The sequence below is a fragment of the Dorea sp. 210702-DFI.3.125 genome, assembly GCF_020560945.1.
GTDB classification, from domain to species: domain Bacteria; phylum Bacillota; class Clostridia; order Lachnospirales; family Lachnospiraceae; genus Dorea; species Dorea formicigenerans.
In genome coordinates this window covers 1-22,022 of record NZ_JAJCNF010000034.1, presented here as the reverse complement: position 1 = coordinate 22,022, position 22,022 = coordinate 1, and the positions used below count along the sequence as shown (strand labels likewise).

Here is a 22,022-nt window from a genome sequence, read left to right as displayed (position 1 = left end):
CTCCTACACATACACCAGTTCATTTAAAATAATTTCATCTACCCGGCTTCTTGCATTGTTTGCCCGGCGAACCCATTCCATCTGATCTCTGCTTTTCAATTCTTCCGTAATGCCTTCCTGCTCCATAATCTGTTCCATGAGGAAATCCCTGCGTTCCAAACACTGCTCATTCAGATCTGCGAGATACGTCCAGAGCTTACCACTCAATGTCAGATAGGAATACAAGCCACTCTTGTAATCTTTCAGATAGTTTCTGTGAAGACTTCCATAAAAACCAATCTCTCTTTTCTCTTCGGGTACTGCGATCAGTGGCAGATAGATTTCCCCGACAAGGATATAATCCAGACCATTACTGTTATCGTGAATGATTCTTTCTAATTTGCTCATGCTGATGCAACTCCTTTCTTCGGTTCTGCTGGGGGAAGCAGTGATAGCGGAATGAACACACCTTTTGCAATATCTTCCTGCCGGATCTCTTCTTTTTTTGCATCCAGTTCGGCTTTCTTTTTTGCCTTTGTCCGTTCATAGTATTCCTGCTGCTTTCCATTTGCTTTTCTTCTCAGGTAATTCTGGTGAAGCCTGTCTTTTCTGGCTTCCCGTTTTTCCATTTCTTCAATTTCTTCCGGTGTCATTTTCACCTCACCGAAATGTGGCGGTAAATATCTGCCGATGAAGTTAAAATAGATTTCCACTTCCTGTGTCGTCTCAACGCTTCCTTTCCGGTCACGCTCATGCACCACAATCTTTTCTACAAATTCATTCAGCATGTAAGTGGTCAATTCCTCAAAATTTTGGTATTTATCAACCAGAGCAATAAACTTCTCCGCTGATCTGCGACCTTCTTCATAGCCTGATAATTCAGCTTCCATATCTGCAATTTCTGCCGACAAATCTTTCTGTTCTTTAGAATACTGTCCATCAAGAATCGCATAGCGTTCATCTGGCAGCTTGCCAAGAATATTGTCCTCATAAATTCTGCAGATCAGTTTTTCCAGTTCCTGCACACGCTTTTTTGCCTCTGCCAATCTGCTTTTCAATCTTGTGATCTCACTGGACTGCTGTGAAGTCTGTGCCTTTTTTACTGTCTCCAAAAATTCTTCACGATTCAACTGTGAATACTCCGCAACAGCCTTTAAAAGTTCCTTAATCAGCTCCATAACCACATCAGCATTAATTCTGTGCTGTGTCTGGCAGAGTGTTCCAACCGGAACTTTAGAATATGCAGAACAAGTATATTGTGGTACTCGCTTGCCATTATTTACTCGATGGACATACATTTTGGAACCACAGTCTGCACAATACATCAGACCTGTCAAGGGGTGGGCTTCTCCCCATCCATCTGGATATCTTCTCACATTGCTTCGGATTCTCTGTACATTGTCAAAAGTTTCCTGATCTATAATGGCTTCCTGCGTGTTCTCAAACACCGTCCAATTATCTTCAGATACGTAATGGCTTTTCTTATCCTTGAAATGTTTTCTGGTCTTGAAGTTCACTGTATGACCAAGATACTCTCTTTTCTTCAGAATGCCTGCAACAGTAGAAGAGCCCCAGCCATAAGGATCTTTGATTTCTTTTACTCTGCCTTTCCATAATCCGGCATCTTTCTTTGCCATATGAACCGCTGGTATCTCAACCTTATCCTCTTTCAGTGCCTTGGCAATCTGATATGGTCCGTACCCATCCATTGTCATGTGAAAGATTCTCCGTACAACTACAGCTGCTTCTTCATCAACAATCCATACATTCGGGTCATCCTTGTCTTTCAGATACCCATATGGTGTTGTACTTGCCACATGCTTGCCGGATTTTCCTTTCGCCTTGAAAGTGGATTTTATCTTTTTACTGGTATCCCTTGCATACCATTCATTCATGATATTTCGGAATGGAGTAAAATCATCGTCCTCCCGGAAGCTGTCTACATTCTCGTTGACTGCAATCAGGCGGACATTCTTCTGTCGCAGCAATTCCATATATTGTCCGACTTTCAGATAATCTCTTCCCATTCGGCTCATATCTTTAATCAGAATCGTTCCGACTTTCCCCGACTCTACTTCTTTCATCATGGCAAGAAAGCCTGGGCGATCAAATCTTGTACCGGAGATACCATCATCAGTAAAATGAACAAGATTGGTAAATCCATGTTCTTTTGCATATTGTTCCAGCAGTTTCTTCTGGTTTGAAATACTGTTGGATTCCCCGTTTAATTCATCATCACGACTAAGACGTTCATACAACGCTGTCATGAATCCCTGTTTCTCTGTCATAGTCAGATGTCCTCCTTCCTTTGTTTATTAATTGCCTGTTCTCATCCCATATCCGTTCCTGTACCGGGTTCTGATGTTTCCGGGACGTATTAACCAAAAAAGACACGCTGAATGCCTATTCAGTTCTGGTATCACTACGGGCAGGCTGTTTCGTTTTCAAGGTTCGTGTAAGAAGTAAAAAAGATTCTTACACTAAACGAAATGCTCAGAGGTCTTTTTACAGCCCCCTTACTGCATCTTTTTTGATTTCGTGTCATCTTTTTAAAGTTCCTTACACAATCTCTGTACTGACGAAACAAAATACGGACATGTTTTGAAATTGTTTTTTACAAAATACAATTTTGTTCTTTAAGGTAAAAAAATAAGCCTCAAGAGACTTTTTAATCATTTTGGAGCTCCAACTCTTTAAATTTGATTGATTAAGAAGTCTCTTCAAACTTACTACACCGGCAGCGAGCTTATATTTCTTATATTGACGCAGGGCAAAATGATCCGGGTCTTTCTGTTCCAGCGCGTCAAAGAGAAGGTCAACGGCATTTTTGAACGACTCATCATCCTCACGGACTTCCATTGCGTTCAGCATTTCTACCAGTGTGGCAAAGTTCTGTTCGTTTGCCGGAGCCTCATAATAGATATATCCGATCAGTGCCGTATAGAGCAGGGTTTCTGCCTTGACCCAGAAATCGTCTCCGGCTTTTCCTTCGCCTTTGGTATTGGCGATCAGAGTCGTGACGATCTTCAAAATATCTTTCTCGGAGTGAATGTAGGCGAATGGGTTAAAGTGCATACTTTTCTGAAAATTGATCGTATTGAATACCCGTATTTTATAGGGCTCATAGATGATCTTTCCTTTTTCATTACGCACAGGCTTTCCGTCCTTGTCCAGCTTTGGCGTGCCTCGCTGCAACATCTTTCCGCATTCCACAAGAACTGTACCTTTCGGATCGGTGACGACGTAGGAACTGTGCATTTGCATCAGATTGGGCTTGATGAAAAAGCGCGTTTTTCCCGAACCTGATCCTCCGACTACCAGTACATTTTTATTTCTTGCATTGGCCGGATTTTTGGGCCTTCCGTTTAACATCAGTCCTTCACTTTGGGTAAGAATGATATTGTTTTCCGGCTTTGGGTCCATAAACGGGGCAATATCGGCTTTATTTCCCCAACGGGCTGAACCGTATTCCACATTTTTGCGGTATTTCTTAGCGTCTTTCCCTCTAAGATAGACTGCCAGCCGCATAATGGCTGCACCGCATAAACCGATCAGCCAGTCCATTGCCGCCCCCGGCCACATATTCTGAAACGCAAGGGCAAAGCCTTCGGACAGTCCTAACAGCTTTTGGGAAGCGTCTGCTCCAGGAGCCAGACGCACCGCCTCGCCCAGCTTGGCAAATACCAGAAGAAACAGAAGATACGGAAGATGGAGAATGACCTGTTTTTTCAGTGTTTCTGCATCGATCTTCATCGTTCCGGTCCTCCGTGTTCTTTGTTCTTTACACGGTCACGACCAAGCGACTGTGCCAGTTCTTTGAACTTATGAAGCTGTGTAAGCAGCGACGGTCTGCTGCTGCGTGTAAGGTCTTTCTTTGTATATTCCTTAAAAGCTGCCGTCAGTGCATCCGCCTGGTTTGCCTTGAAATATACCGTCCATTTTGGGGGATCGGTCCCAAGTTCCTTTTCTATATGGTAGCGTACCTGATGTTTTCTGGCATACCGTTCAAAAGAGCGGATTCGCCCTGAAACTTCAATGGTATTGGCTCCGGGGTCTTTATAAGTCAGCCGCTTCATGCTGTTGCGCCCGACTTTTGGCATTGTGTGTTCCTGTTCCATCTTTTGGAGTACCGCAGCAATAGCCGCACGCAGTACCCGCCCTGACAGTTTTGCTGCCTGTATAGAAACAGAAACCGTTCGTTGTTCGAGATCTTCCTGCAAGAGCATCCTCCTTTCTGATAAAATCGGTATTTATAATATGGAAATAACTTTTTACCGGCTTTCCCCAAGAACCTGCTGTCGGGAAGCGTGTTCAAAGGCTTTTGCTGCCTGATCGACCTGAATTTTAGCATGTTTCAAAAGCGTCTTGATGATCGTAGCCGGGCGTTCCTGTTCCTCCAGATGATCGACCATCCCTTTGCACTCATCCGGGAGGTATTCCGCCATATCTTTCAACACATCGGAAAAGTTACCCATAAAGCCCCAGCAGCTATCCGACAGTTCCCCGTTTTTATAAAGCTCAAACCCATAACATTCGCCACGCAGATAGGAATCGTAAGCAGCGACTTCGCTGCGCATCAGTGCGTCTGCTTTCTGACGGATAGCACCGGTCATCTTGTCAGCGTCAAATTCCCTTAGGGCATCTTCTTTGGAAACATAGATCCAGCCGACCTGTCCGCTGTCCCATTCTGCATGAGGAGCCCTGCCTGAGAAACTTTCTGTACTCATGGCAAGACCGGAGTGGTCGTAGAGATAGAGGGGGAGCATCAGATACTTTTCCGAAATTACTTTCTGCATTGCTTCATCGATCGCCCGTTCCTCTGTCTTTGGTCCATGCCGGAAACGGCTGCTTACAATGTTTACCATCCGTTCATAGCGTTTCATGCCGGCTTCATCATGTCCTACGGTATCTAAATACATTTCCCGCAGGAAGTCATCTTTGTCCATATAGTTGTGATGGTCGCCCAGCGCATAGCGGGGATGGAAGCATACCATCGTCCCGAAATGTTCATCTACCTCACGGGGAGAGATCAGAATATCGTCCGGCTGCACCATAAGGGCATAAGGTTCATTTACTGCCATTAACATAATTGGCTCCTTTCTTTCTACAAATCCGGGCCGGAATGGTGCATCATCGGTTTTTCCCTGTGTTCGTTGGTGGCAGGCTGTTTGACTGCAATAATCTCGCCGGCAATCCTTGCAAATTTTTCAGGGTACTTAAACTGCTCCCCGTATTTCTCCATCAGATCCGGGGAAAGGTCTGTAAAATCTTCCTCGCCAAGACCAACGATCAGAAAATTCCCGGACACAATATCATAAACGTGGCCGTCATCATCAAAGAGAGCCCGGTTCAGAGGCAGTCCCATCAGCTTGCCTTCATCATTGCAGATCAGAGCCACCGGGTCCTCATACGGATAGACCGCCTGAATGTCTCCACCCACTGCCGCCTGCAAAGATTTCAGACCGCTTTCAATCTCCGCAGCATAAGGGGACTTGCCCGGCTCTACCATTAACACTTTCATAACTGTATATCCTCCTTCTTTTTCATTGCCATACCGGGAGCGGCTGGCGTTTTTTCCTGGGTTTTTGCCACAGAGAGCTTCCCCAGGACGGAAGGCTTCTCCTGGTTTTGGGGCGTAAAAATACCGTCCTCCGAAACCTCGGCGGCATGTTCCGTTTTGGTCTGTTCCAGTCCTTCAACCGTATAACCAGGTAAGAGAGTGCCGTGAACCATAAAATGACGCTTATATTCTTTCGGAATTGGCGGGGAAATTTCCGTGAATAAATGGGAATAGGCTTTCTTCCGCCCGTCCAAGTATTTTATGGCTGCATTCTTATCTGTATATCGTTTCTGGTTTTGTCCGGCAATCTTTTCTCCATATCCCTGCTTCGGGGAATGAATACGGACTTCCCATGTCACATACCAGGCAACCGGAATACTCTGTTTTGTTTCCCTGTCATATTTCGTATCTTCCCAAATACTGCAGGTCATCTGATAGACCCGGTTGCTGATTTTCTGATCCGCCCTCCAGTTATCGGTGTCTTTCCACTGATTGCCGGTATGTACAATCTCCGGTGTACGAAGATATTCCAAAGCCCGGTTGATCGTCTGTGTCGCCGCTGCCTGCTGTTCCCACTGTTTTGCGGCAGCCACCACGAGTTCATAGGCTTTCTGCTCCCCGTCGATACTTCCTTGGCGCATAGCTTCCAGGCTATCGGTTCCCATTGTGATCAGAGTAGAAATGTCCACATTTTCACAAACTACGCTGTGTTCTATTTTAAGCTCTGATCCCGGCGTCAAGTAGTCGCCATATCGGTAGGCATGGTAATCCCTGTTTTCTTCCAAAATGCTGTTCACCTCCTGCTATATTTCCGGCTCATGGTTTTTTCTGGAAACCGTCTGAGCCGGTGATTTTTTATCTGTCGGTCTGTTTGCCGCAAGCTGATCCATCACGGAAGGACGGCCGACGCCGAACATGGATAGCTGACCGTCCGCTGCCTCACGAAGTTCAGAAACAGAGAGGGGAAGCGTTACATCAGCATGGGTCAATAGCTGTTCCCGTTTCAAATCCTGAATGATCTCGTCAAAAACGGCGTTGATCGCACGGCGTTCTTCCCCCACAGGGAAGGCTTTCAATACCTCCATTTCTCCGTCTTTACCGGAAACCAGGGTAAGGGCACAGTCGGCATGGCCTGCCAGATAATCCGATGTGTAGGGCAGTTTGTCCTTGATATAACAGGCAAAGGCTCTGGCTGTCATTTCCACGTTGCTGTCCCAATAACCGCCGTCTTTTTCACATTCTTTTCCCATGCGTACCGAATTACGGTAAAAATCAGTTTCCGTCCGTCCAATCTGCGGAGCTTCCTGCGCCTGCATCCCGGAAAGCATACGCTCAAAAATTTCCAGCCGTTCCCGTTCACTTTTGGGAATTACCCGGCCGGTAACATTCTTCTTAAATGCGCTGATCTGTTCCACAGAGCCGGGTTCGCCGGACAAAAATGCTTCCCGCAAGACTGCGTAGGTTTCCATCTGTTCCTCATTGCCATACCGTTTCAGGGAGGCAAGAACCGAGGAATCCAGCCAGCTTGCCGCATTTTTCCGGGTGCGTTCTGTTTGTGCTTCCGTGCGCTTTGCTGCCTGTTCCGGTGTTTCCGGTTTATACTTCATGGTGTCAATGAGTTTTTGGAACGGCGCATAGAGGCGGGGCTGTTCTGACAGCATTCCTTTTGCGCCCATCTTTGTACCAAGATAATCGTCAAGTCCATGCCACCATTCATGTGCCAGCGAACCGGCCCCGTGCATTTTCGTAAGATTGATGACTGTACGCAAAGGTTCATAATGAGCCGCAGCATTGCCGCTGCCTCTTGCACCAAAAGCGATAGCAAGCGTTCCCTGATAAGCAATATCTTTATCGCTGATCTTAAGGGCTGACGCCAAATCCTTTAGTGCTTCAAATCCCATGTTAAGGGAGGTCTGACGGTCGTTCTGGTTCATCCAGTTTCCAAACTCGCCGCCGCGGAACCCAAATGTATCAAGATAATGCTGTCCGGTGATCTCCACGCCATTCCGATAATCCGGGCCGGTACGTTTGACATGGGCGAGCTGGGGAGGGACAAACCGGATCTTCCCATTTTTGTTCCTGCCTTTGGCAAGTTCCTGCACCCATTTCAGGGCAGCTTCTTTGGTCTCAAAATTGGTCCGCAGGATCGAATAGCCTTTTGTCACATAGTAGGTACCGGGTTTCCAGTCCTCATTTTTAGAATAGGTATGTTTCCCGTCGTTGAAGTGGATCGCATAACCTTTCGGTATTTTCTGCTCTTTGGAAACACAAAACTGTTCCTTTTTTGCTTTCTGAGTAAAGTTGCGCTCAAAATATTCAGCCGAGCGGATCAGCATGGTATTGGACAATTTGTTTGTGATCACGGGATTGTCCTGTCCCTTTTTCGTTGCCCGGTAATGGATTCCGCTTCCCCAGCCCTGTACCTTTTCTAAATATCCATTGTCAACGAAAAAGCGGTCATAGGCTCTCACAGCATCCTCCGCAGTACGGACATCTGAAAGCACTGCCTGCAATTCCCGAACTGTTTTTATATATTCCTTTTGTCTCGCGGTCCGTTTTTCCGGGGTGTCATCCGTGCGGTAATACTGAGGGGAAGCGTTTAAGCCGTCCCTCGCTTTTTTGATAAAATAGACCACGCCAAGAGGAATCCCTTCCTCCAGTATGGCTGCATAGTCCGGCTTTTTCCAGACATTATCCTTTTTCACAAATTTTTCGGCTTCGCGCTCATTCATGGCTTCCAGATCATCTGCATACAGCCCGCGGTCTTTCCACAGGTCTTTTTTAGCACCGCCGATCTTTTCGCCGAAATCTTCATGCACTCCTGCCAATCTTCATCACCTCCAGTCAGTGTAAAATTCTTATCGCTCCGGGGCAGGGCGACGTTCTTCGTTTTTGTGAAGTTGTGGGAGGTTTCCTGTGAGCCGGTCAGTTTCCCTGCGGATCAGTTTGTCCAGAGCGCCTAAATCCTCCGGTGCAATGGCAAACTCCCGGTAATTTTCATACCACAGGCCCGTAGAGATTGCCGCGATGGGCGCAATTTTCTCCGAACCGGATGGAAGAAGGCGATACACAGGGGCTTCGTCATAAAGAAGCATCTGCTTTGCCGTTCCCTGTGGTATGCGGTACTTATCCATATCCGGGTTCTGGGCTGCCTCCATATATTGCATATTCAGGCGTTCTTCTAAATCCTGGGGCATATAACGAAATGCCTGATCCATCCACTGTCTGAACATCGTGGAATAGTGGTACTGCCATTCCGTAACTTGATTCGGGGCATAAGAAAATCCCCAGCTTTTCAGAGCATCTTTTTCGTAAAGCTCCATTCCAGTCCATTCTTTCAGGCTGACCGTAGCCACTGAACCATCTTTGCGTTCGATATTGACGCCGCAGGGATAGAGGATATTTCGTTTTATATCCTGCCGCAGCGTGTCTAAATCCATCATCAGGACATCTCCGTACAAGTGACCGCCCTCTCTGAGATCCGTATGAAACAGGAAAGCCCTCGCTCCGATAAACTCCGTTGTTAAGATCATTTGATGAAGATCTGCCGTAGAACAATAAGCAAACAAAGCGTCGGAAAGCCACATGTGATTTTTCCCCATGATGGCAATGGAATCAGCCCCGGCATTTGTCGCCAGAGAACGCATATTGAATTCGCATTCCCTGAGAAAATCTCCGGCAAAAATATGGAGCTCATACGCAAAGACGGATAAGTCTGTATCGCGGATCAAATGAATCTGCGGTAGTGGTTCCTGATCCAATCAAATTCCTCCTTTCATGTGAAGCAGCTCTTTGACCTGCTCATTTTCCGCAAACGGCTGGCTATCTGTCCCCGCCATTTAATCAATCCCTCCCATCTGCCGGTAGCTGCCCGCCGGCAATCTTGCCGACAATCTCCGGACCGGTTTCATAAATCTGCATGAGGCGTTTTGCTGTGCCGCAAGGCTGTGCAGCTCCGCTAGTCCAAAGACGCACTGTGGATGGGGCAACATTCATCAAAAGCGCAAAGCCCTTTTCGTTCATGTCCAGCTTTTTCATCAGCGATTTAACCATATCGGGGCCGTAGTCTGGACACCGGGAAGTCTCGGCAATCATCTGCAAAGCGGTATTTTCAATTTTTTTCATTTTCAAATCCTCCTGTTATTTGTTTTCCAGCCTTATGCCGGGGCAAAGCTGATCTGGTTGTGTTTCATCCTTTTGGCAAAATCCGGCAACGAATAATTTACCCCGTCAATTTCTGCATGGGTGTCATCCAGACGATGACAAACAGCAAAGTGCCTGTCCCCGTTTCCATAGAACAGGCAGAGTAAACCATTGTCGGGAATGGAAAACAGCGCTTTTCCGGCGCTGTCTGTAAAGCAGATATGTTGAGATCCATTCATGTTGAAATCCTCCCTAAATTGAAACAGCCGCCTCTTTTGGGCGGCGTTGGTGCTGGCTGGTTTGCAGTTGTTCCCGAACCTCCAGCAATTTTTCATTGTAATCTTTTCCCATCCGGGGAGGGTTGACACTTACCCGGATATGACGGAAACGTTTATCCTCGTGGAGCATGGTCTTGATTTTCCGGGCATTGACAAATCCGGCAAGATCGTGGTCCATATAAAGGGTAACACGCCGGATCTCCGGGTGGCGTTCCAGAAAAGAAGTCAGCGCCACATGGGAAGTACCTCCCAAAGACAAGCGGTAACCATTCCATTTCCATCCCTCCAGCTCTTGAAGCGTTGCATGGGAAAGCGCATCAATAGGAGCTTCAAAGACTGCCACATGCCGGCTACCCGGACTTTGCGGGGGATAACAAAAGTTATATCCTTTGTCGCTGCCATAGACATCCTTTTTGAGATTGCCGCCGATACTGCGCATACAGGCGAACTTCGCTTTCCCGGAATCATCTTTCCCTACAAATACACAAACCGGTTCTCCATGATACCGGGCTTCGTAAAAAATCCCGGCTTGTAAACACTGGCGAATGACTTCTGAGCTGATCCCCCGTTTCTGCAAATAGGAGACCGCAGCGGTCGCGCAACGTCTGGCCCAGGGGAGAGAGAATGCTTTCTTTTCCGGTTCTTTTGATACCTGTATTTCTGCCGTACTTCGGTAAGCCGGTGTATGTCGGATTTCGCCACCTACCAGAGCATGAACCGCATCCACAAGACCATATCCCCGAATCTGGATCAGGTAGTCCAGCGCATTGATACTCCGTCCACGGCTGTTCCAGTACCAGTACCTTTTCCCGGTCACATATACCAGACTGTCATGTTCCTTATGCCGGAAATTAGGTCCATCCCGTTTCAGCACACCGGGTTCATGGAACTGCAGGTAAGTAAACAGATCAGCTTCCCGCGCTGCCTGAATCTGTTCTTTGGTTACGCCGGGCATTGTACCGGCACAGTGATTCTTTTCATCGTGCTTTGCCTCCTTCCTGTGATGGAATGAAAAAAGACACCCAAAGGTGCCTAACAGCCGTACAGATCGTGATTGACCTCGGCACGGTAATAGCTGTCCATTGTAGCCGGGGCATTATACAGCGCCGCCAGCAGATATGCTTTGATATTTCCGACCTTCGTCGTGTTCTTGTCGATACAGTCAAAGACATACTCTAAGTGACCGGAATTGATCTTCAGGAACCGGCTCTTGACGATCTCCCGCGGAAAATCATCTCCGGCGATGCGTATGTAAGGGCGTTTCGACAAAATCACTTCAAGCATAAGTTCAAGGGTTTCGTCCAGACGTTCCCTGCCATACCGTAAGACCAGTAAGTCATATTCGATATTTTCTTTGATGATTTCACGATAGGCTTCTATCAGCTCTATCCGATCCATCCCATCCGTGCGGTTTGCCGCTTCCGGCTCTGCCGGATAGATTGATGGATAAGTTATTGATTTATCTTTTTTTGATTTTTTTGTTCTTAATGGATTAGTATTTAATTGTGCCGGATTTTCCTGTTCAGGTTCCGCCTGTTTAGGTTTTGCCTGTTCTGGTTTTACCTGTCTTGGATTTTCCCGTTTAGGTGAAAGCCCTGTGTTTTCGGTACTTACAGGCTGCTCATGGATCGTATATTCAATGTCTCCCAACTGCCCGTTATCATAGCGGAGGCGCTGTCTGGTGAGATAACCATGCCGCTCCAGTTCCTTCAGGGCAGTAGTGATAGAATCCACACCATCCTTGCAGATATGGGCGAGTCCCTTTGTGGTATAATCCCAATCTTCCGGCAGCGACAACATAAGTGATAAAAGCCCCTTTGCCTTTAAGGACAACTCCGTATTGCGCAGATGGTGATTGCTCATTATCGTAAAGTCCTTTGTTTTCTCTACACGGAATACTGCCATTGTACCGCCTCCTTTCTTCGACTATTCCGTTACAAGGCATGATCCCTGCGGTCATAATGGAGATGACCGTCAGAGACCTTCGCATGGTTTTTCAGTTTCACTTCGCCCCGTTCCTGGCTCTCTAAAAATTTCTGATAGCCGGCATCTGTAAGGAACAAGCGCATCTTATCGCCTTTGTCGCCAACAGGGGAATCGTAAGACAATACATCAAAGACGATCATGTGCTTTACTTCTGGATCAAAGCGTTCAAGTGCCATGATGTCATGCCCCTTCAATTTTTCTGCCCCTGATTGTTGTCTGGCCTCGGCGATCTTTTCTCCAATCGTCCGGGCTGGATAGGGCAGACGGTAATTCTTCTGAATATCTTTTACCAAGTCCATGCACTCTGCATTTGACAGAACACGAAGTTTTGCCATAAGACCTTCTGCCGCCTCCCGCTGTTCGGAATTATTTGAATACCGCACGGTCATATAAAGTTCATTCAGGATCTTTGTCTGATAATCGCCCTCCACTTGAAAGAGCAGCTTTTTTTCCATTTCGTTTAATTCCATGTGGATCTCCTTTCTCTCGAAAATGAGTATGAAAAAAGGGCGTCCACCTATAAAAGTGAAACGCCCACGGCAACCAGCGGTCAGACATAAAGCCGGACCGCTGGCACTATTAAATTTTGTCGTTAATAAAACAGCCTCCTTTTTTCTTTATAGTTTTCGTCAATTTTCAACTTGGAAAAGGAATTGAATAAAAGACGACAAACGCTCAAACCCCTTGAAAATAAAGGCTTTTTCTGTTTGTCGTTATTATACCGTAACGGCATTCCCATGTTTCACTTTCATAGGGATATTTTTAGAAGTGGGCTTGAAACCCTTATGTAATGGGAGTTTCCGGCAGTTGCCTATGCTCCCTTTTTAGATTTGTCAGTATCAGTTGCAGCTTCTAAAGTTGCTTTTTCTTTTTCAGCACGTTCTTTCTCAGCTTTGCGTCGGTTGTAGGTTCGATTCCACGCACGCTTGCGACGTTTCCGTTCTTCTTCGGCTAATTCTTCCGGTGTCAGTTCAGGCATTGGAACATCCAGCTTGCCTACATATTTGAGATAAATGTCGATTTCCTGTGTGCGTTCCCCTGTTGACTTGTCAGCTTCGTGAACTTCAATTCTGTCTATAAATTCGTGAATCATTGGTGTGGTCAGTTCAGAAAAATCTGTGTACTTATGAACCAGTGCGATGAATTTATTGACATTGGAAGCTTCTTCCTTTGCTGTGGCTAACTGCTCTCGGGCAGAAGTAAGGAATTCTTCTAATTCCGACTGCTCCTTTTCGTAATCAGTAGACAGCAATTCAAAACGCTTATCCGACAGCTTCCCAGATACATTATCTTCATAAATACGTTTTATCAGATGATCAAGTTCAGCAACCCTCTTTTCAGATTTTGCAATCTTTTTTGTGAGAGCCTTCGTATCTAATTCCTGCTTCAGAACATTGGATTTTCTAACCTTTTCCAGAAATTCATCCTCATGTTCTTTGACATAGCTTGCCGTATATTGTAGTGTTGTCAAAATCAGGTCTCTGACCACATCTGTTCTTACGTGGTGTTGGGAGCATTTGTTTTCAAAATGTCCCTTTGCCTTGCTGTAAGTAGAGCAGGTGTAATTATTCTGTGCATTGGTATATTTACCGGTCGGATTTCCATCCTTATCCTTTTTCTCATAGCCTTTTGTGCGGTGGTTGAACATTTTAGCACCACAATCTGCGCAAAACATGAGTCCGGTCAATGGATTTGCTTTGCCCTGTGCGATTGGGCGGTGCTTGGTCTCTCTGATTTTCTGAACCATATACCAGGTGTCTTCATCAACAATAGCTTCCTGCGTATCTCTGAATATCAGCCAGTCCTCCGGATTAGCATATTGGGAATGCTTGTCCTTGTATGATTCCTTGAAGGTTCTGAAATTAACTGTGTGCCCCATGTATTCCGGTTTTGATACGAGGTCTGTGATGGTGGTAGCTGTCCACGAATAAGGTCTTGTCATATCGCATTTACCTCTGCAAGTACCGAGTCCTTGTTTTGCAAGATAGTAGGAAGGACGTTCAACCTTTTCGTTTGTAAGAATTCTCGCAACCTGCATCGGTCCATTTCCTTCAATAATCAACTGGAAAATGCGTCTTACCACAGCAGCGGCTTCTTCATCAACAAGCCAGTGGTTGTTATCTTCTGGGTCTTTTTTGTATCCGTAGATGGCATTAGAAGTCAGATGCTTGCCTTCCATACCCTTGTTGCGAAGTACAGACTTGATTTTCCTGCTGGTATCACGCACATACCATTCATTCATAATGTTTAAGAATGGTGCAAATTCATTGGATTCAGAATGTGTGCTGTCAACACCATTGGAAATAGCAATAAAGCGGACACCCTTTTCACGGAATAGAACTTCCGTATAAAAGCCTACTTCCAGATAATTTCTGCCGATTCGGCTCATATCCTTGACGATAACACATCCAATATTTCCTTCTTCAATGTCAGCAGTCAATCGCTTCCAATCCGGTCTGTCAAAGTTTGTGCCGCTATACCCATCATCGGTATAGTGAGCAAGGTTCGTAAATCCCTGTTCTTTGGCATACTTTTCAAGCATTTTCTTCTGGTTTACAATGCTGTTACTGTCTCCATTCAGTTCATCATCTCGTGACAGTCTCTCGTAAAGTGCTGTTATTTTGTTGTTGTCCGGTCTCTTCATAAAATCTCCTTTCCGAGGTATCCATACCTCTGTGACCGGGCATCTATGGATGAATTTATTCTATCATAGATACGAGGTCACTGCCATATAATCTTGTGATTCGGGAACAGATTTTCAAAAATGACCATAAAAATGACAGGGCATGTAACCCTGTCATAAAGTCAGAAATTGTTCCTTCACTTATAGGAGAAATTTGATGGGATAAGCGGAACGGTTTTGTTAATAATATGTAACTGTTTACGAGAAAGGAAGGTTGTTATTTTGACACAGCTATGATAACTTATAAAAATTCCTGTTCGTGCTTTTTGAAAAAATTGTAAAAATATTGAACATTTTCTAATTCATTCCATTTTACTACATCATATTCTTTTGTATCTATGTTATATATTTTGGCATTTAGTGTACCAAGCATAAAAGGTGAGTGTGTTGCAATAACAAATTGACATTCCAGTAACCTTGCCAACTTGTTAATTTCATTTGCTAGAAGCACCTGATTAGAGGGTGAAAGAGAAACCTCTGGTTCGTCAAGAAGATATAGCGCATTTGGTTGTAAATATTCTTCAAAGTATTGCATTGAAGTTTCTCCGTTCGAATATTTTTCCTGTGCAAATTTAATATATTCTTCTTGTTTTCTTCCTTCTTTCGAAGATAAAAAGTCTTTTGCTTCCTGTATTGTCATACCTTTCTGTACATAATCGTATTCCATCCCATCCGATAATACTTGCTTTTGCTGAATCTTTTTAATTTCGTACAAAATATCTTCGCTCTTAATATACCGGCTATTTCCTGGAAGATTCTTTATAACGAATCCAAAATCGTCTTCACCCAGACTATACGAACACTCATTTGAAAATGCGTTACAATAATCTACGATTCCAAAAGAATTACTCGTAGCATATTCTTTACCATTTAGTTGAAGTCTGTTTGCAATTATGTTCAATAATGTAGATTTTCCTGAACCATTATTCCCGTAAAAAACTGTAATAGGTGAAAATACAAATGGTTCAATATATTTTCCACGAAAAACATTATAGGGATATATATTCGGATTTTTTACTTGTTTGTTACTCAACATAAAACTACTTAAATAAATCATTGTGTTCTTACTTCCTCTATCTCCAATACTTTGCAGTACATTATCCACAACCATTAAGCTATAAATGAATGCATCAGCTGCCAAAATCTTGCCTATCCGCAAATACAGTTCATAATTACGCTTATCATCATTTCTTTTTCATCTGGTTTTGATTCTGCAATCATAATCGTCAGTGCTACAAGTGTATGATCGTCAATCAGCTTGTTTCCATCAGCAAACAGGATGCCATTTTTATCAAGGAAATACAGAAACATTGTTGCTGCGATTCGTTTGTTTCCATCGGAAAAGCTGTGATTCTTTGTTATGAAATACAAAAGGTTTGCAGCCTTTTCTTCCAGTGTCGGGTAAATATCCTGACCTGCAAAGCTCTGGTAGATATTACCTATGCTGCCCTTAAAGGAATCATCCTTTTCATTTCCAAATAAATCGGAATCAGCTGAAAACTTCATACTGTCAATGACTTGTCTGCATTCTTCATAGGATAAAATATAGACTGTTTTGCTTCCATTCGGGCGTTTCATTGTCTGGTGATCATAATCATCCAGCAAGTCTAAAGCAAGACTGTATTTTTCGATTACTGAAAGTACCTGTTTAGCATCCAGACTATTTTCTGTTCGCTTCATAATCCGTATCACCTCACCGAGTTGGTTCATACGGTTAGCATTTACAGCATATCCCTGAATTATGTACTGCTTCAAGATGGAGTTTGCCCATTTTCGAAAAGCGATGCCCTGCTTTGAATTGACACGGTATCCAACGGATATGATGACATCGAGGTTATAGAAAGCAACCGGCTGACTGACACCAGCAACACGCATTTTTTGCGTGTTGCTCTCTCGTTCCAGTTCTCCATCGGTAAAAATCTTGTTGACATGCTTTCGAATGGTTTTTTCATCCCTGCCATAAAGAAGTGCCATTTGGTTTGAGGACAGCCATACCGTTTCCAGTTGAGGAGATACATTTACTTCCAATGCTAATTCTCCATTTTCAAATAAAACTATTTCATCTTTATTATTGTTCATTCGGAATCCTCCTTTTTCGCCCGACACTTATATACATTATGCTGATTTTTACATTGCGGAGAACAGAACTGCACATTGGAGCGGCTGGCTACAAATATCTTTCCACAGTGCTTGCACAGTTTCAGCGTAGAGTTTTCATCCGTTATCATAAAGGAAAACATCATCTGAATGGCGAGCATCAGGGAATGGAAATCCCAGACAATGGTGGGCTTATCCAAAAGTTCTATGTGGTAGGTCGGTGCAATGCCGCCAAAACACTCCATTCCTTTTCGGTACACATTCCGTTCTGCTTCCTCCAACGTATCATAATCCTGATAATACAGAAAGCTGGTAACAAAGGTAAAAGCCCAGTCAGAGAATACCATGGTAATCCATTCATAGCTTTCAGCATATTCCTTTTGAAAGCTCATAAGCACTGCTTGGGGCTTATCTTGTATTGCCATAATCACCGCAAACATTTCCCTGCTATCTGTATTCCACATAGATTCCCGACCTTTTTTTACAAAAGAGATCTTGTCAAAAGGAAAGAAGTAGGCGAGGTAATCTTCCGTAGAAAGCGTTTCTTGTTTGATGAAATGATTCTTTGGAAGATACACCGCATCATAGGTGATAAATTCCGGTGTGGTCGGAAGTGCGGTCATCAGTCCAAGAAGTCCAAAGTGTTCTGCAAAGCTCTGAATCCTCTGTTTTAGTTCTTCCATAGAAGCTTTTTTCTGCATAACATCAAGACCAATTCCAAGAGCGGTCAGTACCAGTTCCTCATACTCCTTGATGGGATTGTAAAGTGACATTACAGCATCTTTTGCCGGAGTAAGGTACAAAACGCCGTCAGTCGATTCTTTCCATTCATATTTATCATAACGTACCCAGTGAGCACTGGTGCGTTTAAAAATGTTATCCATATTTCTGATACCTCTGTTTCGTCATAAATGTCTATCTTTATTAAGAGTAATTGTTATAAACAAAATTCGATTACATTCCAATCATATCATCTATCCATCCGTACTGCAATGTCTTTCTAAAAAGTTTCGTTCTTTCATGGTTGTTGACAGTCCGTTATCACATTTATACTGCAAAACTGGAATCAGTTTTTTATGAATCTTCCTTAAAATGGTTGCTCTCACCTTGCGGATATTCCGGTCAGACTGCTCATACATTTTCGCAAGACAGCATGTACTGTAATCCCTGATATATAAAAAATAAAAAAGTGCTTTGTGCTTTTCGCTCAATTCACTTAGTATCTGTGAGATATTGCTGTCGCATACAAGCTCCTGTAATTCATAAGGACAGTCAAATATCACATCCAAAAATTCTCCCTTCATCATTTGCTGCCAGTACACGCTTTGAATGGGTGCCGGGATAACAATCTCATCCGGAGACATATTGTACTCAAACGGAACTTCTGCATCATCTCTGCAGACCTCGTGATAACGTTCACGCCTTTCACGGTTTTTGTCCTCTTTATCCCATGCGTCAATGACATCTTCAAAATCTCCCTGTGTTCTGGCAGCAGCTTCCATTCTTGCAATAGCAGCTTTTCGCAGGTCTCTTTTTAATATCAGCCGTTCGGCAACCTCAGGTTCTGCCTGTTCCAGTAAATCCTCTTCCGGGATGAAAGCATCTTCTTTAGTTTCCTCTTCCAGTGCAATCGTCCATTTATAATGTTCTTCTTTTTCTATCGTATCATCTGATTCCAGATTATCCGAATTATCAAAATAAAAATCTTCTCTGCTCTCCATATAAAAATCCTTTTTCAAAAAATCTTTTCAAAACAGTTCCGTTTTGCATCGGAATTTTCTCCTTTATGTGAAGGAGTAATTGTTTTAATTGAAACAGATTACTCAAATTTAAGAAAGGAGAAAACGAAAATGAAAAAAGGAATGATTCACATTTCCATTCGTGCCCCAACTGCTATGCATTTATTATAGCAAACAAGTGTTCGATTATCAATTGTTTATTGAAGGAATGGAGGGTTTTTATGGAGAAGAAACAGAATGGTGAAAAGTGTACCGGCACTTTTACAAAAAGAATTGGAAACACCACCTATCGTGTCAATGTGCATTTCGAAGAAGACACAACGGATACCGTAGCGGATAAACTGCTACACCTGATGGGTATGGTGGCACTTACGGACGAAATTTCATCAGCTACTGATGAAGCAGAAGCAGTTTAAAAGGAGGAACAATCTTATGGCTAGAACACAGAGAAGTATTGAGGAACGCATTTCTGAAAAGGAAATACAGTATGAGCAGGTAATGGAAAAGGCGAAACAGTATCAGGCACAGATGAAGCGGCTCAAACAGCAGAAAAAAGCAGAGGAACGCAAGAAACGTACACATCTGCTGTGCCAGATTGGAGGAACCGTGGAAAAGGTACTGAATCGTCCGCTGGTGGAGGAAGATGTGATGCGTCTTTTGAATTTCCTAAATCAGCAGGAACGAAATGGAAAATATTTTACCAGAGCAATGGAAAAGTGCCCGGATACGGGCAGTGAAACAGAAGGAACTGAGAATGAATAACGCAGTATCTTCTTTTTATATGTTGGGAGTTGCAGAGGCAGGAATGCTTTTGCAATTCCCTTTTCTCGTTAGAGAGAAGGGCGCACTTATAGACAGGCAGAGCCTGTCTTGTATAAGTTTGCCACAGGTGGCAACCGGTCTGCGCTTTGCTTGCCGGGCTCGTTCCGTCGGCGGGGCTTTCTGCCAGACCAAGTTGTGTACTTGGATGACAGCAACTTGTGCAGTTGCATCGCACTCTTCGCAGAGAGCGGTCTTGCAGACGGCTATGTGCCGGATACGGCAAAATGGTAAAGCAAAAACCGCCTATGCGGTTTTTCAATATCATACGGGGAGGTGGTACGATGGCGATTTTTCATCTTTCCATTAAGATAGTCAGCCGAAGCTCTGGAAAAGGTGCAGTTGCCGCAGCTGCTTACCGGGCAGGTGTCAAATTGGAAGAAAAGGAAACCGGATATACGCACGATTACACAAGGAAAAGCAGTGTAATCTATTCGGAAATTTTTCTCCCAGCCAATGCACCACAGGAATATCAGAACCGGGAAATTCTCTGGAACGAGGTGCAGAAAGTGGAAAAGAAATCGGATGCCCAGCTTGCAAGGGAAATTGAAGTGGCACTTCCGGTTGAGCTTTCAAGGGAAGACCAGATTACACTTTTGCGGAATTATATTGCAGAAAATTTCACTTCCGCTGGAATGTGTGCGGATATGGCAATTCACGAAAAGCATGTGGATGGAAAAACAGTTTTGCACCAAAATCCACACGCCCATATCCTGTTGACCACCAGAGGATTCAAGGAAGACGGAAGCTGGGCTCCAAAGGAAAAGAAAACTTATGCGCTGGATGAAAACGGAGAACGGATTCCACTGATGGATGAAAATACTGGGTTGCAGAAACTTGGAAAGCGGAATGAGAAGTTATGGAAACGTGTTACGGTTCTGTCCAATGACTGGAATAGTCAGTCCAATGCTGAAAAGTGGCGCAGTTCCTGGGCGGATATGTGCAACCAGTATATTGCACCAGAGAATCAGATAGACCACAGGAGCTTTAAACGACAGGGCATTGAACGGATTCCCACGATTCACGAGGGATACGCAGCCAGACAGATGGAACGGAGGGGGATTGTTTCGGAACGGATGGAACTTAACCGTGAAATAAAGCGGCTGAACCAAATCATTTCCAAACTGAAAGATACTGTTTTGGGAATAGGAAAAAGGCTGATGGAACTAAAGGACAATTTAATGAAAGTGAGGATGCACTATGGAGAAAGAAATATTGCAAAACGAACTTCCAATACTGGAAGAGATGCTCGCACTTATGACAGAGCAGCAGGAACTGATATTGGAGATTACAGAGGAACTGCAGGCGGCGAATCAGGACTTGGCACAGGCAGAGAAAGTAATCAGGGAAAAGGACAGACAGATCAATTCGTTGCAGTCATTGGTGCAGCAATTGAACGACGAAAACGAACAATTGATGAAGCTTTAGAGAGGAGAAAAGAGATTTATGAACGATTTGAGAGATTACAGAGACTCAGATCTGCTGGCAATGCTGGAACAGATGGAGCAAATGCAGGCGGAACTGACGGAAAAGACACAGACCATACAAGCGTTAGAGAGCGAACTACAGCAGCTTCCGACCTTATCCGAATGGCAGAACGTGCAGGTGCTGATGCAAGAGCAAACGACGCAGCTTCAGGAGCAGTCATTAAAGATTCGCAGACAGGCAGAGCATATCGTGAAGCAGAACGAGAGCGACAGGATTCTGAAAGACAACGAAAGATTAAGGCTCGAAAACGAGGAAATGACCGATAAGGCAAATGCCGCTTTGCATAAGCAGAAACAGGCAGAACAGGATGCAGCTTATGCAAGAAGCCATATGAAGATTAAGGAAGTAGAGGTTGAGAGAAAAGTGCTGTATGAAAAGTGCAAAAACTGTAAGCAGTCATTGCTTGATAAGAAGATTACAAACTACCGTAAACGAAAAGAGTATTTGGAAAATTATCTGTTTCTATTTATAATGCTTTGCACAACAACTATGATACTGACAGCTTTTCAGCAGGAGGCATTTTGGAAAGACACAGTGGATTTTTTTACCACTTTCTTGAATGGCTGTGGAGAAGTGCTGGAAATGATAGCTGATGCAGAATGTGGACTTGCACAATTGCTCGCAGACATGATTAGTCAGCCGATATGGAGAAATGTCGTTTATTGGATTGCATTGGCGTTACTATTCATCATAACCGGAATCCTGCTCTTTTTTATCTGTCATATGGCGTGGGATAAGTATCGAAAGAAGGTACAGTCAGGAATTAATATATGGACTGTATCCATTGCAATTCTGCTGTTGATGGTGGTTGTATATCTTGGAGATTATATCCGAATGATTTTACCGATGAACCTATTCCTGCTATGGTTGATAGATGTTGGAGTATTGCTTGCGGCAGGAATATATGTGGCTGAATGTAGTAAATATCGCTATTAAGGAAGTACAGCCCGTCACGTTGATGTGATGGACTGTATATTTCAGATTTGAAATTCTGTTTCACCTATAGAATGAGGAGATACATTTAGGCAAATATTTAGATTACCTGTCTGTTTGTGTAAAACGACTCTATTGCCCGTGCAAAGAAATCAGAAGCCCCTTCACCGTATTTTTCGTCTATCATTGGTCTGATTTTTTCATTGCGGTAATATTGCGCCTGTGCCATCATAAAGCCTTTTTCTTCTTTTATCTGGGAAAACTGTTTCATAACAAAGCCATATTCTCCAACAAGCTCTTTTACTTCAAAAGAATCT

General features: G+C 44.0%; 24 protein-coding genes and 1 pseudogene. 5 read left to right on the top strand and 20 right to left on the bottom strand.

The annotated features are described in order from the left end of the window. Window positions 1-3: 3 nt before the first annotated feature. The 19 genes from LI164_RS13505 to LI164_RS13415 all read right to left on the bottom strand — a co-directional run bounded on the left by LI164_RS13505 (window position 4) and on the right by LI164_RS13415 (window position 18,447). Window positions 4-387: a TnpV protein gene (locus tag LI164_RS13505; RefSeq protein ID WP_021738890.1), complete on the bottom strand. Its 384-nt coding sequence runs from the start codon at window positions 385-387 to the stop codon at window positions 4-6. Next, window positions 384-2,267: a recombinase family protein gene (locus LI164_RS13500; protein ID WP_227084818.1), complete on the bottom strand. Its 1,884-nt coding sequence runs from the start codon at window positions 2,265-2,267 to the stop codon at window positions 384-386. The genes LI164_RS13505 and LI164_RS13500 overlap by 4 nt, the downstream gene beginning before the upstream one ends. Before the next feature lie 271 nt (window positions 2,268-2,538). Continuing rightward, the gene (locus LI164_RS13495) at window positions 2,539-3,732 is read right to left on the bottom strand and encodes a type IV secretory system conjugative DNA transfer family protein (protein WP_227087268.1); all 1,194 of its coding nucleotides are present in this window, start codon (window positions 3,730-3,732) and stop codon (window positions 2,539-2,541) included. After that, window positions 3,729-4,205, bottom strand: a complete 477-nt coding sequence (locus LI164_RS13490; protein WP_330421660.1) for a PcfB family protein — start codon at window positions 4,203-4,205, stop codon at window positions 3,729-3,731. Before LI164_RS13490 ends, LI164_RS13495 begins: the two co-directional genes overlap by 4 nt. Window positions 4,206-4,250: 45 nt before the next feature. Further along, window positions 4,251-5,066: a hypothetical protein gene (locus tag LI164_RS13485; protein WP_118174139.1), complete on the bottom strand. Its 816-nt coding sequence runs from the start codon at window positions 5,064-5,066 to the stop codon at window positions 4,251-4,253. A gap of 17 nt (window positions 5,067-5,083) precedes the next feature. Beyond that, window positions 5,084-5,500: a DUF3846 domain-containing protein gene (locus LI164_RS13480; RefSeq protein WP_064786913.1), complete on the bottom strand. Its 417-nt coding sequence runs from the start codon at window positions 5,498-5,500 to the stop codon at window positions 5,084-5,086. Then, window positions 5,497-6,324 (bottom strand): hypothetical protein, encoded by an 828-nt coding sequence (locus LI164_RS13475; protein WP_119242303.1) that lies wholly within the window; start codon window positions 6,322-6,324, stop codon window positions 5,497-5,499. The genes LI164_RS13480 and LI164_RS13475 overlap by 4 nt, the downstream gene beginning before the upstream one ends. 18 nt (window positions 6,325-6,342) lie before the next feature. After that, window positions 6,343-8,271, bottom strand: a complete 1,929-nt coding sequence (locus LI164_RS13470) for an LPD1 domain-containing protein (protein ID WP_227087270.1) — start codon at window positions 8,269-8,271, stop codon at window positions 6,343-6,345. A 126-nt stretch (window positions 8,272-8,397) separates the two neighbouring features. Then, entirely contained in the window at window positions 8,398-9,300 is a 903-nt protein-coding gene (locus LI164_RS13465) for a hypothetical protein (protein WP_118651064.1), read from the bottom strand. Between the two features lie 82 nt (window positions 9,301-9,382). Next, window positions 9,383-9,664, bottom strand: a complete 282-nt coding sequence (locus LI164_RS13460) for a DNA-binding transcriptional regulator (protein ID WP_227087267.1) — start codon at window positions 9,662-9,664, stop codon at window positions 9,383-9,385. 32 nt (window positions 9,665-9,696) lie between these two features. Beyond that, window positions 9,697-9,921 (bottom strand): hypothetical protein, encoded by a 225-nt coding sequence (locus LI164_RS13455; RefSeq protein WP_055156485.1) that lies wholly within the window; start codon window positions 9,919-9,921, stop codon window positions 9,697-9,699. 13 nt (window positions 9,922-9,934) lie between these two features. Beyond that, on the bottom strand, window positions 9,935-10,915 hold the full coding sequence (locus tag LI164_RS13450) for a DUF3991 domain-containing protein (protein ID WP_117514325.1): 981 nt from the start codon (window positions 10,913-10,915) through the stop codon (window positions 9,935-9,937). Between the two features lie 77 nt (window positions 10,916-10,992). Further along, window positions 10,993-11,865: a DUF6017 domain-containing protein gene (locus tag LI164_RS13445; protein ID WP_118651066.1), complete on the bottom strand. Its 873-nt coding sequence runs from the start codon at window positions 11,863-11,865 to the stop codon at window positions 10,993-10,995. Between the two features lie 29 nt (window positions 11,866-11,894). Beyond that, entirely contained in the window at window positions 11,895-12,416 is a 522-nt protein-coding gene (locus LI164_RS13440) for a DUF5720 family protein (protein ID WP_005361050.1), read from the bottom strand. A gap of 341 nt (window positions 12,417-12,757) precedes the next feature. Then, window positions 12,758-14,590, bottom strand: coding sequence for a recombinase family protein (locus LI164_RS13435; RefSeq protein ID WP_227087266.1), 1,833 nt, complete (start codon window positions 14,588-14,590; stop codon window positions 12,758-12,760). A gap of 280 nt (window positions 14,591-14,870) precedes the next feature. Next, on the bottom strand, window positions 14,871-15,770 hold the full coding sequence (locus tag LI164_RS13430; RefSeq protein WP_330377795.1) for an AAA family ATPase: 900 nt from the start codon (window positions 15,768-15,770) through the stop codon (window positions 14,871-14,873). A gap of 8 nt (window positions 15,771-15,778) precedes the next feature. Continuing rightward, entirely contained in the window at window positions 15,779-16,708 is a 930-nt protein-coding gene (gene rhuM / locus LI164_RS13425) for a RhuM family protein (RefSeq protein WP_055213354.1), read from the bottom strand. After that, window positions 16,705-17,610, bottom strand: a complete 906-nt coding sequence (locus LI164_RS13420) for a hypothetical protein (protein ID WP_055213351.1) — start codon at window positions 17,608-17,610, stop codon at window positions 16,705-16,707. The genes rhuM and LI164_RS13420 overlap by 4 nt, the downstream gene beginning before the upstream one ends. Window positions 17,611-17,700: 90 nt before the next feature. Continuing rightward, window positions 17,701-18,447 (bottom strand): hypothetical protein, encoded by a 747-nt coding sequence (locus tag LI164_RS13415; RefSeq protein WP_055213347.1) that lies wholly within the window; start codon window positions 18,445-18,447, stop codon window positions 17,701-17,703. A 239-nt stretch (window positions 18,448-18,686) separates the two neighbouring features. Here LI164_RS13415 and LI164_RS13410 point away from each other — a divergent pair, with 239 nt between their 5' ends. From LI164_RS13410 to LI164_RS13390, 5 genes are read left to right on the top strand one after another with little or no spacing between them, the layout of a single operon-like run. Continuing rightward, window positions 18,687-18,881, top strand: a complete 195-nt coding sequence (locus LI164_RS13410; protein ID WP_055213344.1) for a transposon-encoded TnpW family protein — start codon at window positions 18,687-18,689, stop codon at window positions 18,879-18,881. Window positions 18,882-18,897: 16 nt separating this feature from the next. After that, window positions 18,898-19,227 carry a DUF3847 domain-containing protein gene (locus tag LI164_RS13405; RefSeq protein WP_055213341.1) on the top strand — a complete coding sequence of 110 codons (330 nt, stop codon included), beginning with the start codon at window positions 18,898-18,900 and terminating at the stop codon, window positions 19,225-19,227. Further along, on the top strand, window positions 19,220-19,594 hold the full coding sequence (locus LI164_RS13400) for a hypothetical protein (protein WP_055213339.1): 375 nt from the start codon (window positions 19,220-19,222) through the stop codon (window positions 19,592-19,594). Before LI164_RS13405 ends, LI164_RS13400 begins: the two co-directional genes overlap by 8 nt. Then, on the top strand, window positions 19,569-21,038 hold the full coding sequence (gene mobQ / locus LI164_RS13395; RefSeq protein ID WP_055213337.1) for a MobQ family relaxase: 1,470 nt from the start codon (window positions 19,569-19,571) through the stop codon (window positions 21,036-21,038). Before LI164_RS13400 ends, mobQ begins: the two co-directional genes overlap by 26 nt. Further along, on the top strand, window positions 21,028-21,708 hold the full coding sequence (locus LI164_RS13390; protein ID WP_055213334.1) for a DUF6040 family protein: 681 nt from the start codon (window positions 21,028-21,030) through the stop codon (window positions 21,706-21,708). The genes mobQ and LI164_RS13390 overlap by 11 nt, the downstream gene beginning before the upstream one ends. Before the next feature lie 97 nt (window positions 21,709-21,805). Here the strand turns inward: LI164_RS13390 and LI164_RS13385 are convergent. After that, window positions 21,806-22,022 (bottom strand): annotated as a pseudogene (locus LI164_RS13385) (TipAS antibiotic-recognition domain-containing protein); the annotation flags it as partial.

What these genes read in the sequence shown, in the direction of transcription:
- LI164_RS13505 (WP_021738890.1), bottom strand. Translation starts at nt 387, where the DNA reads ATGAGCAAATTAGAAAGAATCATTCACGATAACAGTAATGGTCTGGAT.
- LI164_RS13500 (WP_227084818.1), bottom strand. Translation starts at nt 2,267, where the DNA reads ATGACAGAGAAACAGGGATTCATGACAGCGTTGTATGAACGTCTTAGT.
- LI164_RS13495 (WP_227087268.1), bottom strand. Translation starts at nt 3,732, where the DNA reads ATGAAGATCGATGCAGAAACACTGAAAAAACAGGTCATTCTCCATCTT.
- LI164_RS13490 (WP_330421660.1), bottom strand. Translation starts at nt 4,205, where the DNA reads ATGCTCTTGCAGGAAGATCTCGAACAACGAACGGTTTCTGTTTCTATA.
- LI164_RS13485 (WP_118174139.1), bottom strand. Translation starts at nt 5,066, where the DNA reads ATGTTAATGGCAGTAAATGAACCTTATGCCCTTATGGTGCAGCCGGAC.
- LI164_RS13480 (WP_064786913.1), bottom strand. Translation starts at nt 5,500, where the DNA reads ATGAAAGTGTTAATGGTAGAGCCGGGCAAGTCCCCTTATGCTGCGGAG.
- LI164_RS13470 (WP_227087270.1), bottom strand. Translation starts at nt 8,271, where the DNA reads ATGAATGAGCGCGAAGCCGAAAAATTTGTGAAAAAGGATAATGTCTGG.
- LI164_RS13460 (WP_227087267.1), bottom strand. Translation starts at nt 9,664, where the DNA reads ATGAAAAAAATTGAAAATACCGCTTTGCAGATGATTGCCGAGACTTCC.
- LI164_RS13455 (WP_055156485.1), bottom strand. Translation starts at nt 9,921, where the DNA reads ATGAATGGATCTCAACATATCTGCTTTACAGACAGCGCCGGAAAAGCG.
- LI164_RS13450 (WP_117514325.1), bottom strand. Translation starts at nt 10,915, where the DNA reads ATGCCCGGCGTAACCAAAGAACAGATTCAGGCAGCGCGGGAAGCTGAT.
- LI164_RS13445 (WP_118651066.1), bottom strand. Translation starts at nt 11,865, where the DNA reads ATGGCAGTATTCCGTGTAGAGAAAACAAAGGACTTTACGATAATGAGC.
- LI164_RS13440 (WP_005361050.1), bottom strand. Translation starts at nt 12,416, where the DNA reads ATGGAATTAAACGAAATGGAAAAAAAGCTGCTCTTTCAAGTGGAGGGC.
- LI164_RS13435 (WP_227087266.1), bottom strand. Translation starts at nt 14,590, where the DNA reads ATGAAGAGACCGGACAACAACAAAATAACAGCACTTTACGAGAGACTG.
- rhuM (WP_055213354.1), bottom strand. Translation starts at nt 16,708, where the DNA reads ATGAACAATAATAAAGATGAAATAGTTTTATTTGAAAATGGAGAATTA.
- LI164_RS13420 (WP_055213351.1), bottom strand. Translation starts at nt 17,610, where the DNA reads ATGGATAACATTTTTAAACGCACCAGTGCTCACTGGGTACGTTATGAT.
- LI164_RS13415 (WP_055213347.1), bottom strand. Translation starts at nt 18,447, where the DNA reads ATGGAGAGCAGAGAAGATTTTTATTTTGATAATTCGGATAATCTGGAA.
- LI164_RS13410 (WP_055213344.1), top strand. Translation starts at nt 18,687, where the DNA reads ATGGAGAAGAAACAGAATGGTGAAAAGTGTACCGGCACTTTTACAAAA.
- LI164_RS13405 (WP_055213341.1), top strand. Translation starts at nt 18,898, where the DNA reads ATGGCTAGAACACAGAGAAGTATTGAGGAACGCATTTCTGAAAAGGAA.
- LI164_RS13400 (WP_055213339.1), top strand. Translation starts at nt 19,220, where the DNA reads ATGAATAACGCAGTATCTTCTTTTTATATGTTGGGAGTTGCAGAGGCA.
- mobQ (WP_055213337.1), top strand. Translation starts at nt 19,569, where the DNA reads ATGGCGATTTTTCATCTTTCCATTAAGATAGTCAGCCGAAGCTCTGGA.
- LI164_RS13390 (WP_055213334.1), top strand. Translation starts at nt 21,028, where the DNA reads ATGACCGATAAGGCAAATGCCGCTTTGCATAAGCAGAAACAGGCAGAA.